This window comes from Paracoccus acridae (assembly GCF_014642735.1).
GTDB classification, from domain to species: domain Bacteria; phylum Pseudomonadota; class Alphaproteobacteria; order Rhodobacterales; family Rhodobacteraceae; genus Paracoccus; species Paracoccus acridae.
Map to the genome: position 1 here is coordinate 115484 of NZ_BMIV01000003.1, position 16130 is coordinate 131613.

At 66.7% G+C, this 16130-nt stretch carries 18 protein-coding genes; 12 read left to right on the forward strand and 6 right to left on the reverse strand.

All coding sequences use genetic code 11. From position 1 onward, the window contains the following. From IEX25_RS05905 to IEX25_RS05920, 4 genes are all read right to left on the reverse strand, one after another. On the reverse strand, positions 1-1134 hold the full coding sequence (locus IEX25_RS05905) for a carbohydrate ABC transporter permease (protein WP_188714439.1): 1134 nt from the start codon (positions 1132-1134) through the stop codon (positions 1-3). Next, on the reverse strand, positions 1134-2129 hold the full coding sequence (locus tag IEX25_RS05910; protein ID WP_188714440.1) for a carbohydrate ABC transporter permease: 996 nt from the start codon (positions 2127-2129) through the stop codon (positions 1134-1136). The genes IEX25_RS05905 and IEX25_RS05910 overlap by 1 nt, the downstream gene beginning before the upstream one ends. 54 nt (positions 2130-2183) lie before the next feature. After that, positions 2184-3539: an ABC transporter substrate-binding protein gene (locus tag IEX25_RS05915; protein ID WP_188714441.1), complete on the reverse strand. Its 1356-nt coding sequence runs from the start codon at positions 3537-3539 to the stop codon at positions 2184-2186. 84 nt (positions 3540-3623) lie between these two features. Further along, positions 3624-4676 carry a quinoprotein relay system zinc metallohydrolase 2 gene (locus IEX25_RS05920; RefSeq protein WP_188714442.1) on the reverse strand — a complete coding sequence of 351 codons (1053 nt, stop codon included), beginning with the start codon at positions 4674-4676 and terminating at the stop codon, positions 3624-3626. A 138-nt stretch (positions 4677-4814) separates the two neighbouring features. On the opposite strand from IEX25_RS05920, the gene pqqA reads away from it, so the two are divergent. From pqqA to IEX25_RS05980, 12 genes are all read left to right on the forward strand, one after another. Then, positions 4815-4907, forward strand: a complete 93-nt coding sequence (gene pqqA / locus IEX25_RS05925) for a pyrroloquinoline quinone precursor peptide PqqA (RefSeq protein ID WP_076522366.1) — start codon at positions 4815-4817, stop codon at positions 4905-4907. Positions 4908-4979: 72 nt separating this feature from the next. Next, the gene (gene pqqB / locus IEX25_RS05930) at positions 4980-5861 is read left to right on the forward strand and encodes a pyrroloquinoline quinone biosynthesis protein PqqB (protein ID WP_188714443.1); all 882 of its coding nucleotides are present in this window, start codon (positions 4980-4982) and stop codon (positions 5859-5861) included. Continuing rightward, a complete protein-coding gene (gene pqqC, locus IEX25_RS05935; protein ID WP_229665069.1) occupies positions 5858-6610 on the forward strand; it encodes a pyrroloquinoline-quinone synthase PqqC in 753 nt (250 codons plus the stop codon). The genes pqqB and pqqC overlap by 4 nt, the downstream gene beginning before the upstream one ends. Beyond that, complete coding sequence (gene pqqD, locus IEX25_RS05940) at positions 6607-6924, forward strand: pyrroloquinoline quinone biosynthesis peptide chaperone PqqD (RefSeq protein ID WP_188714444.1); 318 nt, start codon at positions 6607-6609, stop codon at positions 6922-6924. The genes pqqC and pqqD overlap by 4 nt, the downstream gene beginning before the upstream one ends. Beyond that, positions 6921-8057, forward strand: a complete 1137-nt coding sequence (pqqE, locus tag IEX25_RS05945; RefSeq protein ID WP_188714445.1) for a pyrroloquinoline quinone biosynthesis protein PqqE — start codon at positions 6921-6923, stop codon at positions 8055-8057. The genes pqqD and pqqE overlap by 4 nt, the downstream gene beginning before the upstream one ends. A 2-nt stretch (positions 8058-8059) precedes the next feature. Continuing rightward, on the forward strand, positions 8060-8836 hold the full coding sequence (locus tag IEX25_RS05950) for a quinoprotein dehydrogenase-associated SoxYZ-like carrier (RefSeq protein WP_188714446.1): 777 nt from the start codon (positions 8060-8062) through the stop codon (positions 8834-8836). 10 nt (positions 8837-8846) lie between these two features. Continuing rightward, positions 8847-9407, forward strand: a complete 561-nt coding sequence (locus IEX25_RS05955) for a cysteine hydrolase family protein (RefSeq protein WP_103172595.1) — start codon at positions 8847-8849, stop codon at positions 9405-9407. Between the two features lie 120 nt (positions 9408-9527). Further along, entirely contained in the window at positions 9528-10235 is a 708-nt protein-coding gene (locus IEX25_RS05960; protein ID WP_103172596.1) for a response regulator transcription factor, read from the forward strand. Beyond that, a complete protein-coding gene (locus IEX25_RS05965; RefSeq protein WP_188714447.1) occupies positions 10235-11398 on the forward strand; it encodes an FIST N-terminal domain-containing protein in 1164 nt (387 codons plus the stop codon). The genes IEX25_RS05960 and IEX25_RS05965 overlap by 1 nt, the downstream gene beginning before the upstream one ends. Further along, positions 11388-12710 carry an ATP-binding response regulator gene (locus IEX25_RS05970; protein WP_188714448.1) on the forward strand — a complete coding sequence of 441 codons (1323 nt, stop codon included), beginning with the start codon at positions 11388-11390 and terminating at the stop codon, positions 12708-12710. Before IEX25_RS05965 ends, IEX25_RS05970 begins: the two co-directional genes overlap by 11 nt. A gap of 97 nt (positions 12711-12807) precedes the next feature. Next, positions 12808-13425: a hypothetical protein gene (locus IEX25_RS05975; RefSeq protein WP_229665070.1), complete on the forward strand. Its 618-nt coding sequence runs from the start codon at positions 12808-12810 to the stop codon at positions 13423-13425. Continuing rightward, positions 13422-13766, forward strand: a complete 345-nt coding sequence (locus IEX25_RS05980) for a hypothetical protein (protein WP_188714449.1) — start codon at positions 13422-13424, stop codon at positions 13764-13766. The genes IEX25_RS05975 and IEX25_RS05980 overlap by 4 nt, the downstream gene beginning before the upstream one ends. Before the next feature lie 45 nt (positions 13767-13811). Here IEX25_RS05980 and ubiB read toward each other — a convergent pair whose 3' ends face one another. Next, positions 13812-15350, reverse strand: coding sequence for a 2-polyprenylphenol 6-hydroxylase (gene ubiB / locus IEX25_RS05985; RefSeq protein ID WP_188714450.1), 1539 nt, complete (start codon positions 15348-15350; stop codon positions 13812-13814). Further along, positions 15347-16093, reverse strand: coding sequence for a bifunctional demethylmenaquinone methyltransferase/2-methoxy-6-polyprenyl-1,4-benzoquinol methylase UbiE (gene ubiE / locus IEX25_RS05990; RefSeq protein WP_103172644.1), 747 nt, complete (start codon positions 16091-16093; stop codon positions 15347-15349). Before ubiE ends, ubiB begins: the two co-directional genes overlap by 4 nt. Positions 16094-16130 lie beyond the last annotated feature (37 nt).

Genomic DNA, 16130 nt, shown 5'->3' on the forward strand with positions numbered 1-16130 from the left:
TCATCCACCTTTCACGGACCCGGCCAGAAGGCCGCGGACCAGATATTTCTGCATCGCGAAGAACACGATCAGCGGCACCGCGATGGAGATGAAGGCCGAGGTGGCAAGGATTTCCCATTCCCCACCCTTGGACCCCATCAACTCGCGCAGCACGCCGGTCATGACCAGCTGTTCGCGCGTATTGCCAAGGAACACGGTGGCGACAAGCAGGTCGTTCCAGACCCACAGGAACTGGAAGATGGCAAAGCTGGCCAGGGCCGGGAAGGACAGCGGCAGGATGATCTTGCGAAAGATCTGGAACTCGGTCGCGCCGTCCACGCGGGCGCTTTCGATCACCTCTCGGGGCAGGCCGACCATGTAGTTGCGCAGCAGGTATATCGCCAAGGGCAGGCCGAAGCCGGTATGAGCCAGCCAGATCCCCAGGTATCCCTTGCCGATGCCCAGTTCGTTGTGCAGCCGCAACAGCGGGATCAGCGCCACCTGCAAGGGCACGACCAGCAGGCCCACCACGGCGGCGGTCAGCAGGGCGCGGCCGGGAAACTCCATCCAGGCCAGGGCATAGGCCGCGAAGGCCGCGATCAGGATCGGGATCACGGTGGCGGGGATGGTCACGGTCATGGTGTTCATGAAGGCGCGGCCCAGGCCTTCGGCGGTCAGCACGCGGTCATAGTTTTCGGTCGTCAGGCGGGCGGGCGCGCCGGTGGTGACGAAGATCCGTTCGCCCCGCCGCATCTCGAAGGGCGTATCCGAGGTCAGTCGATAGCTGCCGTCCTCGGCCACGGTCAGTTGCCAGCCGTCCTCGATCTCGGTCGTCTCGCCGGGCTGGAAGGCGGCCGGTTCGCGGGCGCGGATGCCCCAGCCGATCAGGTTCTGGCCTTCCTCCAGCACGGTGCCCTCGATGACATACTGGCCGTCCTCTTGAACCGCATCGTCGCCCGTGCCGGTGCGCACGAAGCCCGTGGCCTCTTGCGCGGAAAAGGACTGCCACCAGCCCGAGGTCAGGATCTGGTCGCGGTCGCGGAAGGACGACACCAGAAGTCCCAGCGTCGGGATCGTCCACAACAGCACCAGCAGGAAAGCGGCGATGTTGACCGCCCAGACCAGCGAGGATTTCTGTCCGGCCATGCCTTCCATCAGCGAACCTCTCGACGCGCGTTGACGATGTTCCAGATCATGATGGGGGTCACCAGCAGCATCAGGATGATGGCGATGGCCGATCCCCGCCCGTAATCGGGCGTGCCGCGGAACATCCAGTCATACATCAGGTTCGCCAGCACCTGCGTGCCCCATTGCCCGTTGGTCATCACGAAGACGATGTCGAAGACCTTCAGGACCACGATGGTGATGGTGGTCCAGACCACCGCGATGGTGCCCATGATCTGCGGCACCTTGATCTTGAAGAACACCTGCCAGGGGGATGCGCCGTCCAGGATCGCGGCCTCGATGGTTTCCTCGGGGATGCCGCGCAGGGCGGCGGACAGGATCACCATGGCGAACCCTGTCTGGATCCAGACCAGCACGATCATCAGGAACAGGTTGTTCCAGGGGATCAGCGTCAGCCACAGTTGCGGATCGCCGCCAAGCGCCTGGACGATGGCGTTCAGCAGGCCGATCTGGGTTTCGCCGGGCGCGCGGTATTCATAGATGAACTTCCAGATCACGCCCGCGCCCACGAAGCTGATCGCCATGGGCATGAAGATCAGCGACTTGCCGATATTGCCCCATTTCAGCCGGTCGGTCAGCTGCGCCGCGATCAGCCCGAACAGCGTGGACAGCGCCGGCACCACCAGCAGCCACAGCAGGTTGTTGCGCATGGATTCGCGGAACTTGCCGTCGCCCATGTGCCAGGCATAGTTCGACAGGCCCACGAACTCGCTTCCCCGCGCATTGTGCATGGACCGCCACAGGCTGTCGAAGATCGGATAGACTAGGTAAACGCCCAAAAACAGGATCGCAGGCCCCAGGAACAGCCAGGGCCGGATCTGGTTGGCCTTGCGGATATTGTCGCCCGCATTGGGACCGCGCGGGGGATAGATGCGGTCCAGGATCAGGTTCGATCCCCAGAACCACGCCACGCAGCCGAAGACGCCGATGGCGATCGTGCTGACGGCCAGCCAGAACAGTTCCATTCTTGAACCCCGAAATCAGGACAAGCGCGGCGGCTGGCCCGCCGCGCCACGGGCTTACTTCAGCGTGGCCCAGGTCTGCTGGATGCGGTCCGCAACGTCCTGCGCGGATGCGCCGCCCACGAAATCGACCATCGCCGTCCAGAAGACACCGGCGCCGACCGCGCCCGGCATCAGATCCGACCCGTCAAAGCGGAAGGTGGTCGCATCCAGCAGGATCTGGCCCATCTTGCGCTGGGTCTCGCTGGCATAGGCGTCCATGTTCACGCCGGTATGGGGCGTGGTGAAGCCCGACTGCGCCATCCACAATTCATGCGCGGCGGGCGTCTTCAGGAACTCGACAAAGGCCATGGCGACCGGGTTGTCGGTGAACACCCCGAACAGCGTGCCGCCGCCCAGCACCGGCTGGCCGACGCTGCCGTCAGCAGGCGCGGGGAAATAGAAGAAATCGTAATCCTCGCCCTCGACCGTGCCTTCGGGGAAGAACGAGGGGATGAAGCTGGCCTGCCGGTGCATGTAGCAGCCCGGAGGGCTTTCGAACAAACCGGCGGGGCTTTCGCGGAAATCATTGGACGCGACCGAGGCCGTGCCGCCCGCCACGAAATCGTCGTTCTTGGCGAACCAGCCGAAATCCTCGATGGCGGCGACGACCTTGGGATCGTTGAAGGGCAAGGCGTTGGTGGTCCAGGCGTCGTAATCCTCGGGGCTGTTCAGGCGCAGCATCAGATCCTCGACCCAGTCGGTCGCGGGCCAGCCGGTCGCCCCGCCCGATGCCAGGCCGATGCACCAGGGGGTTTCCCCGTCGGCGGCCATCTGTTCGGTCAGGGCCTTCAGATCCTCATAGGTTTCGGGGATCTCGTATTCCGCATCCTCGAAGTTTTCCGGGACATACCAGACCAGCGACTTCACATCGGCCTTATAGGGAAAGGCGAACATCCTTTCCGCCCCGTCCTGGCCCGCATAGGTGCTGAGCGCGACCCAGCTTTCGCCCGCCGCATAGTTGTCGCGCACCCATTGCGCGGTTTCCTCGCCCAGGTCGCGCAGATGGCCCTTGGCGGCCAGGTCGGCCGCAAGCCCCGGTTGCGGCAGCACCGCGATGTCGGGGGGCGAGCCGGCCTCGCTGTCGATGACGATCTGCTGTTCGAAGCTGGTCGAGCCGGAGTAATTGACCGTGGCGCCCGTCACATCCTCGAAATAGGCGGTGATCGAGGTGAACAATTCCTGGTCCGGTCCCAGCCAGGGGCCCAGGATCGTCACGCTCTGCCCCTCGATGTCAGAATGGGCCGCGCCGAAATCCTCCAGGCTTTGCCAGTTGATGCGGTCGTCGCTGCCTTTCTCGATCACAAGCTGGGCCTCTGCGGACCCCGCAAGCAACGCGGCCAAGGCCACGGTCGTGTGGAAAACTGCCTTCACGTATTCCCCCCTCCCCCTTGCCCGCAACCTGCGTGCGAGCCTTGATTGCAATGGTCGCCTGACAAGGCGCAATCTGTCAAATCCTTACTCCCATTCCAGTTCCTTGAAGGCTGCGGTGGCATCGCGTGCCGCCGAGTCCGGAAAGGAAGCCCATTCCCCGGCAAAGGGTTGCAAGGCCCCGACGATGGCGGGGACCGCCTGGGACATCGGCAGGCCGTCGCGGATCGTCTGGCGGGTGGCCTGGGCCAGGGTCGTCAGGAAATCCTGCTGGGCGGTGACGGCGTCCGGCCAGCTTGCGGCGACGGGGCCGTGGCCGGGCACCACCGGGCCGCCGGCCTGCGGCGCCGCCATCCAGTCCAGCCAGCCCGGCAGCGACCCGTCCACGATGGGCGTCAGCCCGCGAAACACAAGATCGCCCGCAAAGAAGGTCCCGGTCGCCCGGTCCAGCACCGTCAGGTCATTGTCGCTATGCGCCGTGGCCACGGCTTTCAGCGTCAGGACCCGATCCCCCAGGTCGATATCCAGGCTGTCCGCGACCGCGACATCCGGCAAGACGACCCGTGTGCCCGCCATGGCACCCGCACCGTAAAGCCGGACAAGATTGTCCAGATAGGTCGGCCCCCGCCCCTGCAAGGCGTCCGCCAGGCGCTGATGCCCGACGATCGTCGCGCCCGCTTCGCGAAAGACTTCGGCGCCGAAGGCGTGGTCGGGATGCATATGCGTGACGATCAGGTGGCTGATCGGCTTGTCGCTGATCCGGCGGATGGCCGCGAACAGCGCCTCGCCCTGTCGGCGCGAGGCGCCCGCGTCGATCACCGCGATGCTGTCCCGCCCGATCACGAAGCCCAGATTGGCGATCCAGCCGTCGGGGCTGTCCTCGAACTGGGCGATCTGGCCGACATGGACATGAACGCCGTCCGCGACGGGCTGGACCGGCATAACGGGAAGGCTGTCAAGCGGCGCGCATTCCAGGCGGTCGAGGGTCCAGCCGGATTGGCTTCCCAGCCAGTCCCGGGCGATTCGCGGCGCGGCGGCCTCGCATTCGGCCTGTGCGGCAAAAGCATGGCCGACGGGCGTCACCGTCCCGCAGGACCGGGAATCCGCCGCAAGACAAATGGTCAAAATGGCATAAAGCATTGCCGAATCTTCCCAACATGGACGCGAAGCGGCCAACTTTTCGTGACCTTGCGACCTTAGTCGTGTTGAAAGGCGTTGTCTCTCCTCTAACATAGAACGCAGTCGCCGTGATGGCGGCCGTGGATTTGGAGGAAATGCATGGCTTGGACGAAACCCACCCTGAAAGAAATCGCCTGCGGCATGGAAATCAACATGTACGCCCCGGCCGAGGACGAACCGGTCCTGTTCTGAGGCGTCGCGCTTCAGGCATCATGAACGGCCCCGTCCGACACCATCGGGCGGGGTCTTTTCGTCAGGGACATCATGAAGATCATAGTGCTGGGCGCCGCAGCCGGCGGGGGCCTGCCGCAATGGAACTGCGGCTGCGACAACTGCAATGCCGCACGGGCCGGGCGCATCCCGGCGATGACGCAAAGCTCGATCGCGGTCAGCGCGGACGGGCGGCACTGGGCGGTGCTGAACGCCTCGCCCGACATCCGGGTCCAACTTGCGGCCATGCCTGCGCTGCATCCGACGGGGCTGCGCGACATGCCGCTGCGCTCGGTGCTGGTCACGAATGGCGACATCGACCATGTGGCGGGCCTGCTGACGCTGCGGGAAAGCCAGCCCTTCACCCTGTTCGCGACGCCCGCGATACACGAGGTGCTGGCCCAGAACCCGATGCTGACGGCCCTGCGGGCCGATCTTGTGGCGCGGCAGCCGGTGGCCCTGGACCAAGGGATCGAGATCGCGCCCGGCCTGACGGCGACCCTGTTCGCGGTGCCCGGCAAGGTGCCGCTGTATCAGGAAGGCGCCGTGGTCGAGACCGGGCTGGTCGGCGAGACGACGGTGGGCGTCGAGTTGTCCGCGAAGGGGCGGCGCGCGCTGTATATCCCCGGCTGCGCGGAACTGCCCGGCTGGCTGGCCGACCGCATCGCGGGGGCCGATCTGCTGATGTTCGACGGCACGCTGTGGGATGATGACGAGATGATCCGCATGGGCCTGGGCCAGAAGACCGGCCGCCGCATGGGCCACATGCCCGTGGTGGAAACCATGGCCGCGATGCGCGACCTGCCGGTCGGCCGAAGGGTCTTCGTCCACATGAACAATTCCAACCCGCTGGTCGATCCGGCCAGCACCCAGACGCGCGAAGCGGAAGCCAGCGGCTGGCAGGTCGGCCGCGATGGAATGGAGATCACGCTGTGAAAGATGTGCAGGAACAGGCGCAATCGCGCGAGGATTTCGAGGCACGGCTGCGCGCCATCGGCGCCCAACGCTATCACGACCGTCACCCCTTCCACGAACGTCTGCATGGCGGCCATTGCACCCCGGACGAGGTTCGCGCCTGGGTCATCAACCGCTGGATGTACCAGTCCCGCATCCCCATGAAGGACGCGGCCTTCATGAGCCGGGTCGAGGATCCCGACCTGCGCCGCGCCTGGCGCAAGCGGATCGAGGATCACGACGGCGGCGTGACCGAAGGCGGCGGCATCCGCCGCTGGCTGGCCCTGGCGCATGCGGTGGGACTGGATCCGGATTACGTCGCCAGCGGCGTGGGCATCATGCCCGCGACGCGCTTTGCGGTGGATGCCTATGTCCGTTTCGTGCGCGACATGCCCCTGCTGGACGCGGTGGCGGCCAGCCTGACGGAACTGTTCGCGCCCAAGATCCACGCCCAGCGGATCGAAGGCCTGCTGGCCCATTACGATTTCGCGGACGACAGCAGCCTGTCCTATTTCAAGAAGCGCCTGACCGAAGCGCCCGAGGATGTGAAATTCGGCCTGGATTATGTTCTGACCAACGCCGACACCAAGGAAAAGCAGGACGCGGCGGCGGCGGCCCTGACCTTCAAGACCGACGTGCTCTGGGCGCAGCTCGACGCCCTGTGGCACGGCTATGTCGAGGGCAACATCCCGCCGGGCGCCTGGCGGCCGGGCGAGGGGATGGCCCCATGAACGCCCAGCCAGGCCCTATCCGCCCTGCGCCCCTGATCGGGCCGGACGACGTGCCCTATCTGCCGCGCGGGGTGCGCCTGCAGGATGACCGGGTGCGCGGCATCCGCGTGCTGCAGGCCCCCGAACGGGCCATGCAGCTGGACGCCATCGGCGACGCGATCCTGGGGGAACTGGACGGCAGCCGCAGCATGGCGGCCATCGTCAGCGGCCTTGCCGCGCGCTATAATGCGCCCGAAGACCAGATCGCGGGCGATGTGCGCGACTTCCTGACGGGGCTGATCGAACGCCGCATGGTCTTTGTGAGGAAGCCATGAAGGACCAGCAACACCAACCCCGCGACCTGGACGGAAACCCCGTCACCCCCGGCCTGCCGATGGCCATGCTGGCCGAGGTGACGCATCGCTGCCCGCTGGCCTGCCCCTATTGTTCGAATCCCGTGGAACTGACCCGCGCCGCGCAGGAACTGACGGCCGACGACTGGGGCCGGGTGTTCCGGCAGGCCGCCGATCTGGGCGTGTTGCAGGTCCACATTTCGGGCGGGGAACCCGGCGCGCGGCGCGATCTGGCGCAGATCGTGGCCCATGCCCGCGATGCGGGGCTGTATGTGAACCTCATCACCTCGGGGATCGGCATCACGCGCGACCGGCTGGAGGAACTGGACCGCGCGGGCGTGGATCACGTCCAGCTTTCGTTGCAGGGCATCCGCCCCGACATGGCCGACCGGATCAGCGGCCATCCGGGATCCTGGGACAAGAAGATGCACTTCGCCGAATGGGTGCAACAGATCGGCTTTCCCCTGACGATCAACGCCGTGGTCCACCGCCAGAACCTGGAACGCCTGCCCGACATGATCGAGCTGGCGGAAACCCTGGGTGCCCGGCGGATTGAGGTCGCGACCGTGCAGTTCCACGGCTGGGCGGACCTGAACCGCAAGGCCCTGATGCCCACGCGCGAACAGGCGGCATTCGCCCGCCAGGTGGTGAACGACGCGCGCATCCGCCTGCGGGGCCGCATGGTCATCGACTATGTCCCCGCTGACCATCACGCCGTCTTCCCCAAGGCCTGCATGGGCGGCTGGGGATCGACCGGCCTGAATGTCGCGCCCGACGGCACGGTCCTGCCCTGCCATGCCGCGCAGACGATCACCTGGATGCGCTTCGAAAACGTCCGCGACCGCGACTTGGGCGACATCTGGCAGAACTCGGACAGCTTCAACGCCTTTCGCGGCACCGGCTGGATGCCCGAACCCTGCCAGTCCTGCGACCGCAAGACCATCGACTTCGGGGGATGCCGCTGCCAGGCCATGGCGCTGGCGGGCGATGCGCGGGCGACCGATCCGGTCTGCTCACTGTCGCCCTTCCACGCCGAAGTGGTGGCCCGTGCCGAGGCCGATGCCGAGGCTGATACCGCCGACCTGATCTATCGCCGCATGAGGAAGGGAGACTAGCGATGAAGGCCCGCATCCTTGCCGCGCTGCTTCTGGCCACGCCCGTGGCGGCGCAGGACAATCCCCTGCAGAACACATCGACCTGGGACGATCTGCGCGATTCCGTCCTGGGCCTGTCGGCCGAGGTGCCGCTGGATCTGGCGGTGCTGGATCTGGAAGCGCCCGTGCGCGCCCACGAGGCCGCGATCGTGCCCATCCGCCTGACCCAGCCCGCCGATGCCCCGCCAGTGCAGGCGGTCACGCTGGTGATCGACGAAAATCCCGCGCCGGTGGCCGCCGAATACACCTTCGGTCCCGCCATGACGCCGCTGGACTTCGAATTCCGGGTGCGCGTGGACAGCTATTCCGACGTGCGCGCCATCGCCGATACCGGCAACGGCAACCGCGTGATGGCGGGCCGCTTCGTCAAGGCGTCGGGCGGCTGTTCCGCCCCCGCGGGCAAGAACATGGCCGAGGTCGAGGCGACCATGGGCCAGATGCGCTGGAAAAGCGACCAGCAGGACGGCCGCACCATCGGCACGCTGATGGTCCGGCATCCCAACTTTTCGGGCCTGCAACGCGACCAGGTGACGCTGCTCAACATCCCCGCCCATTTCATCGACCGGCTGGAGGTGCGGCAGGGCGACGAGGTGCTGTTCACCTTGCAGGCCGGCATCTCGATCAGCGAGGATCCGGTGTTCCGCTTTGCCTATCGGTCCGACGGCCAGCCCATCCGCGTCCATGTCGAGGATACGGACGGCAATAGCTGGGACCAGACCTTCGATGTTGTCAACGGATAAGGAAACCATCATGACCAGACGCGCCGCCATCGCCGTGGACATCCAGAACGACTATTTCCCCGACGGAAAATTCCCGCTGGAGGGTATGGAACAGGCTGCCGCCAAGGCCCGCGCCGTTCTGGACGCCGCCCGCGAACGCGGCGACCTGATCGTGCATGTCCGCCACGAATTCGCCGACGCCTCGGCCCCCTTCTTCCATCCCGGCAGCCCCGGCGCCGAGATCAACCCCGCCGCCGCGCCGCAAGGCGACGAAATCGTCGTGACCAAGAACAACGTCAACGCCTTCAAGGACACCGACCTGAAGCGCATCCTGGACGACAATGGCGTGACCGAAGTCGTGATCGTCGGCGCCATGAGCCATATGTGCATCGACGCCGCCACCCGCGCCGCATCCGACCTGGGCTACAAGACCACGGTGATCGCCGACGCCTGCGCGACGCGCGACCTGGAATTCCAGGGCACGACCGTTCCCGCCGCCCAGGTCCATGCCGCGATGATGAGTGGGCTGGCCTTCGGCTATGCGACCGTCACCGACGCCGGGGACTGGATCGCGGACCGGACCACGGCCTGACCATCCGCCGCCGACCGCGACCTTTGTCGCAGATGCGGGCTTGCTTTGCCGGGGCAGTGGCCTAAACTTGGATGGAGGATGCGGACGGGAGACCGCAGGACCATCCGAGGAGGGAACCACATGACAGCCGCAGCCATGCAGGCGCGATCGCCGCAGACGCCACGGCAAAGTGCCGATCAGGTGCGCGAAATCCTGATCGTCGATGACCATCCGTTGATGTGCGACGCGCTTGCACTGACGCTGAAGATCAGCTTCGGCCTGAAGAATGTCCGCACCGCCCGCAGCCTGGGCGCGGCCCTTGACGGGATCAAGGCGCAGGGCGCCCCCGATGCGGTGATCCTGGACCTGAACCTTCCCGACGCGCGGGGGGCCGAAGGCATTGTGACCCTGCGCCGGCAACTGCCCGACGTGCCGATCACGATGATTTCCGCAGACATGGACGGCGCCATGATCTCGGCCGCGATGGCGGCGGGGGCGCAAGGCTATATCAGCAAGTCCCTGGGACGCGAGGCCCTGGTGGACAGCCTGCGCCGCATGTGGGAAGGCGAATACGTCACGCCCGAAGGCTATGCCCCCGACCAGGCCGATGCCGATGACGCGGCCAAGGCCGAACTCGCCCGCCGCTTCGCCACCCTGACGCCCCAGCAGATGAAGATTCTGCGGCTGATCTGCCAGGGCAAGGCGAACAAGGAAATCAGCTATGACCTGTCCATCGCCGAGGCGACGGTGAAGACCCATATCACGGCGATCATGTCCAAGATCAACGCGCGCCGCCGCACCCAGGCCGTGCTGCTTGCCAATACGGTCCGGCTGTTCGAGGCGGGCTGATGGATACCGGCCCGGTCGCGAAGGAGGGCGCCATCGGGCCGGTGGCCGTGCAGGCCGACCGCGGAAAGGCCGACCCTGGCCGGATCCTGCTGGACGGCCTGCGCGGAGCCGATCCGGGCCTGGTGCTGGTCTTCGGCGCGGATGGCGCCGAACTGGCCGGGCTTGACGCGGTGTTGCGCGCGGGCCTGCCGGACGGCTGCCTGATTGCGGGATGTTCGTCCGCCGGTGAAATCGGCCCGTCGGGCTATGCCTCGGGCAGCATCGTGGCAATCGGCTTTCCCGCGGCCCATTTCCGGGCCTCGGCCCTGATCCTGCCGAACCTGGATGCCCTGCCCGTGTCGGACTGGATGGCGGCGTTGCGCCGGCTGCAGGCCGGTTTCGGGCCCGATCCGCAGCGGTCGCTGTTTGGGCTGTTGCTGGTTGACGGGCTGGCGGGTCAGGAAGACGTGCTTGTCGCCACCATCGACGCGGCCCTGCCATCCGTTCCCACCCTGGGCGGATCGGCGGGCGACGGGCTGTCCTTCAAGCAAACCTGGCTGCTGGCGCAGGGACAGGTCATCACCAATGCCGCCGTCTTCCTGCTGGTCGAAACCGACCTTGCCGTCAGCGAGGTGACCTTCGCCCATTTCAGCCCCACCGCGACCCGCGTCGTGGTGACGGCGGCGATCCCCGAAAAGCGCCGCATCCTGGAACTGAACGCCGAACCCGCCGCCGAGGAATATGCCCGCCTGACCGGCATCAGCCCCGATGCGCTGACGCCCAGCGAATTCGCCCGCCACCCCCTGCTGCTGCGGATGGGCCGCCACCACCATGTTCGCGCCATCAGCGCCCAGACCGCCGATGGCGGGCTGTCCCTGATGTCGGCCATCGACACCGGCACCGTCCTGACCCTTGGCCGGGCCGAGGACATGACCCAGGGTTTCGCCGAGGCCCTGGCGTCCCTGCCCCGCCCGCCGCTGATGGTGCTGGGCTTCGACTGCATCCTGCGCCGCCTGGCCCTGGAACGCGAAGGGCTGCACGACCAGATGTCCGAACTGCTGGCCCGATACCGCGTGGCGGGCTTCAATACCTATGGCGAACAGCACAGCGGGATGCATGTGAACCAGACCTTCGTGGGCCTGGCCTTCATGCCCAATACGGATGCGCCTGCCCATGCTTCGTGACGACGACGGGCCGGAACGCCGGATCGAGAAGCTGGCCCGGATCAACCAGGTGCTGATCGACCGCATCGACCGGTTGGAGGAATCGCGCGGTTCCGCCTGGTCGATGTTCCAGGCCGCCGTCGCCCTGGAACAAGAGGTGATGGTCCGCACCCGCGACCTGGAACGCGCCCTGGCCGATCTGTCGCAGCGCAACCGCGAGCTGGCGGTCGCGCGCGCATCGGCCGAGGAAGCGAACAGGTCCAAGACCCGCTTCCTGCGGGCGGCCAGCCACGACCTGCTGCAACCCTTGTCGGCGGCGCGGCTGTTTCTGGCGGCCTTGGCCGATACGCCCCTGAACGAACATCAGCGGGAACTGTCCGACCGGCTGTCGGGCGCCTTCGAATCGGTGGAACAGCTGATGCACGCGGTTCTCGACATCTCGCGCCTGGACAGCCAGCGGATCGAGTTCCACCGCCAGCCCGTGCCGCTGGACGAGTTGTTTCGAAAGCTGGCCATCGAATATGCCCCCCTGGCCGAGGCCAAGGCCCTGCGCCTGTCCTTCGTGCCGACCGATGCGGTCGTGGAAAGCGACCCTGTCTTTCTGCGCCGCATTGCGCAGAACCTGGTGTCGAACGCGATCAAGTATACCCATCGGGGCGGCGTGGTGGTGGGCGCGCGACGGCGCGGGCCTTTGTGCTGGCTTTGCGTCTATGACACGGGAGTGGGCATCCCGGCGGTGGACCGCAACCGGATATTCGACGAATTCCAGCGCCTTGGGAACGACGCGCGCACGCCGGGCATGGGGCTTGGGCTGTCCATCGTGCGGCGTGCCTGCGCCAAGCTGGACCATCCCATTCGCCTTGATTCCGAGGCGATGCGCGGCACCGTCTTTTGCGTGGGCCTGCCACTGGTCCAGCAGGCCGACCGCCCCGGTCCCGACCAGCCCGCCCGGTCCACCCTGCCCCTGCGCGGCCGCGTGGCTTTGGTGGTGGAAAACGACCACGGCATGCAGCGCGGATACGAGATGATCCTGCGCGACCGGCTGGGCATGGTGGCCCGCGTGACCGGCGGCACGGCCGAGGCCCTGGCCGCCATGGGCGACGAGCCGCCCGACGTGATCCTGGCCGATTACAACCTGGAAAACGGCGATACCGGCGTTCAGGCCATCACGGCGCTGCGCCAGTCGGCGGGCCAGGCCATACCGGCGGTGATGATCACGGCCCATCGCGATCCCCAGATCGCCCGCAGTTGCGCGGCGATGCATGTGCATCTGATGGAAAAGCCCGTCCGCCCCACCGAACTGGCCGAGATGCTGGGCGGGATCCTGGGGTGATCGGCACGATCTGCGACCAAAGGCCGAGGGATCGGGGGCCGGGCTTGTCCTTGGCCCCCGCCTTCGCAACTCTGACACCGGAAGTGGGAGGGATATCATGAGAAAAGCCATTGCCGCGGCCCTGTGGCTGGGCCTGTCCGCGCTGAGCGCGGGCCATGCCCTTGCGGGCGAGGCCGGGGATGCCGTCTTTGCCGAACGCGGCCCCTGGTCGCTGGGCGGGCAGGAACTGCAATGGTCCGTCCATGTCGAGGGGCCGGATGCGCCCGGCTTCCTGCGCATCGACGACGGCAGCGTGACCCTGGCCGAGGTCGTCGATCCGTCCGACCAGCAGCCGGTCCTGCAACTGACCCAGAAGACCGACAGCCGGACACGCCAGATCGGGCCTTTCCCGATTTCGGGGGGTGATCCGGTGCTGACCTTCTTTCTGGAACAGACCGCCCGCGACATGGCGGGACTGACCGGCGGCAGCCCGCATTACATCCGCAACCGCATCAAGGACGCGCTGTTCCGCGGCGGCCAGATCGCCCGCCAGGGCGAGGCATCGGTCGCCACCTTCACCCCCTTCGCCGAGGATCCGAATGCAGCCCGCATGAAGGGGTTCGAGACGCTGACCCTCACCTTCGTCCTGGACGATCCCAAGCAGCCGATCCGCGAATTGCGCGCCGAAACCCAGGGCGACATGCCCGGCTATGTGAACCGGATGGCCCTGCAATGAAGCTGCGTCTGATCGCGCTTGGCACGGCCCTGGTCGCCGCCCCCCCCTCGGCTCATGCGCAGGCGGTGAACGATTACCCGACCAACGCGCGGGCGGAATATGTCTTTGCCTGCATGGCCACGAACGGCCAGACCCGCGACATGCTGGACCGCTGTTCCTGCGCCATCGACCAGATCGCCGAGGTGTTGCCCTATGACGATTACGTCCAGGCCGAAACCGTCCTGCGAATGCAACAGACCACCGGCGAACGGTCCGGCATGTTCAAGAGCATGGCCCAGTTGACCGAGATCGTGGCCGGGCTGAAGCGCGCCGAGGCCGAGGCCGAGATCCTGTGCTTCTGAACCATCCCTTCGCGCGGTGAATCCAAGGGCCGGCGGACCGGCCCTTCAGACCAGCGCCACCCCCAGGGCCGCACCCGCCCCCAGCGCCAGCACCACCGCCAGCCAGACCGGCGCCCCGCGCCGGACCAGGATGGGCTGGACCGGGCGCGCGTCCTCGGGGTGGGCGCGTTCCCACAAGGCCTGTTCCACGATGCGCGGCAGCAGCGGGCCGTATCGCCCGACCGTTTGCGCCACGCGCGCCATGTCGCCCGCCAGCGCCTTGGGTCCGATGTTCGACCGGATGTAATCGGACACCACCGGCTTGGCCGCGTCCCAGATGTTCAGTTGCGGATCGACAGACCGGGCCACGCCCTCCACCACGACCATGGTGCGTTGCAGCAGGATCAGTTGCGTCTGCGTCTGCATCCCGAAGCGTTCCGTCACCTCGAACAGATAGGCCAGCAGGTTCGCCATGGAAATCCGGCTGGCATCGGCGCCGAAGATCGGCTCGCCCACGGCGCGCAGGGCGCGGGCGAACTGCGCCTCGTCCCGGTCGCGGGGGACATATCCCGCCTCGAAATGGACGCGGGCAACGCGGCGGTAATCGCGCTGGATGAAGCCATAGAGGATCTCGGCATAGATGCGGCGGGTATATTCGTCGATCTCGCCCATGATGCCGAAGTCATAGGCGATGACATCGCCATTGGCCCCGACCTTCAGGTTGCCGTGATGCATGTCGGCATGGAAGAAGCCGTCGCGCAGGGCATGTTGCAGGAAAAGCTGGATCACCCGCGCGGCGATCCGGCTGGTGTCGTGCCCCGCCGCCACCAGGGCCGCGCGATCGCCCATCGGCAGCCCTTCCGCCCAGTCCGAGGTCAGCACCCGGCGCGAGGACAGGTGCCAATGCGGCCGGGGAACGGCGAAGCCCGCATCGTCCTTGGTGTTTTCCGCGAATTCGGACGCATTGGCCGCTTCCAGCCGCATGTCCTGTTCGGCGGTGACAGTCGATTCGAAATGGCGCACCACGTCGCGCGGGCGCAACCGCCGGCTGCCGGGCGACAGGAATTCGATGATGCCCGCGGCAAAGTGAAAGGCGTCGATGTCGCGGCGGAAGGCGCCGGCGATGCCGGGGCGCAGCACCTTGACCGCGACCTCTTGCCCCGTTTCGCGGATCCGGGCGCGGTGGACCTGGGCGATGGACGCCGCCGCCACGGGTTCGGAAAATTCCGAAAACAGCAGATCGACCGGCTGGCGCAGGTCGGCCAGGATGATGTCCTTGGCAATCTCGGTCGGGAAAGGCGGCAGGCGGTCCTGCAGCATCCGCAACTGCTGGGCCATCTCGACGCCCACCACATCGGCGCGGGTGGACAGGATCTGGCCGAACTTGATGTAGGCAGGGCCAAGCGCGGTGATCGCCCGCGTGATCGGCGGCAGGTTCGGATCGCCCTTGTAGCCCAGCCAGCGGAAGGGCCAGCCCAGCACGCGGGCCGCGACGCGCAGCCGGGGCGGCGCTTCGACCGCATCCAGAACCGCGCGCATGGCGCCCGTGCGTTCGAAGGTGGCGCCCGTTCGGATCAGGCGCAAAAGGTTATGCGGACCCCTCACAGCTTCCAGCCCGAATGGAGTGCTGCAATCCCCATCGACAGGTTGCGGTATTGGACCCGGTCGAAGCCAGCGGCCCGGATCATGTCCGCGAAGCTGTCTTGGTCGGGAAACTTGCGGATCGATTCGACCAGGTATTGATAACTGTCGCGATCCCCCGTCACCGCCTGGCCCATCGCCGGGATGACGTTGAAGGAATAGCGGTCATAGGCCCATTGCATCGCGGGCACCGGGATCTGGCTGAACTCCAGCACCATCAGCCGCCCGCCGGGGCGCAGCACGCGATACGCCTCTGCCAGGGCGTCGGGGATGCGGGTGACGTTGCGGATGCCGAAGCTGATCGTATAGCGGTCGAAGCTGTTGTCTGCGAAAGGCAGCGCCATCGCATCGCCCGTGACCCAGGCCAGCCGGTCGCCCTTTTCCACGGCATCGGCGCGCTTGCGCCCCTCGACCAGCATGGATTCGGTCATGTCGCAGACCGTGACGCGCCCGCCCGGCGCGCGGTCCAGGAAGCGGAAGGCCACGTCGCCCGTGCCGCCCGCCACGTCAAGAAGGTGCTGGCCGTCGCGCGGGGCCAGCCAGTCCATCATCGCGTTCTTCCAGACGCGGTGGATGCCCGCGCTCATCAGGTCGTTCATCAGGTCGTATCGGGACGCGACGGATGAAAAGACCCCGTGGACCATCCCGGCCTTGGCATCCTCGTCCACGGTCTGGAAACCGAAATGGGTCTGCTTCTTGTCGCTCATACGCTTGCCGTTCACCTGTTTCATCGCCAGATAAGCC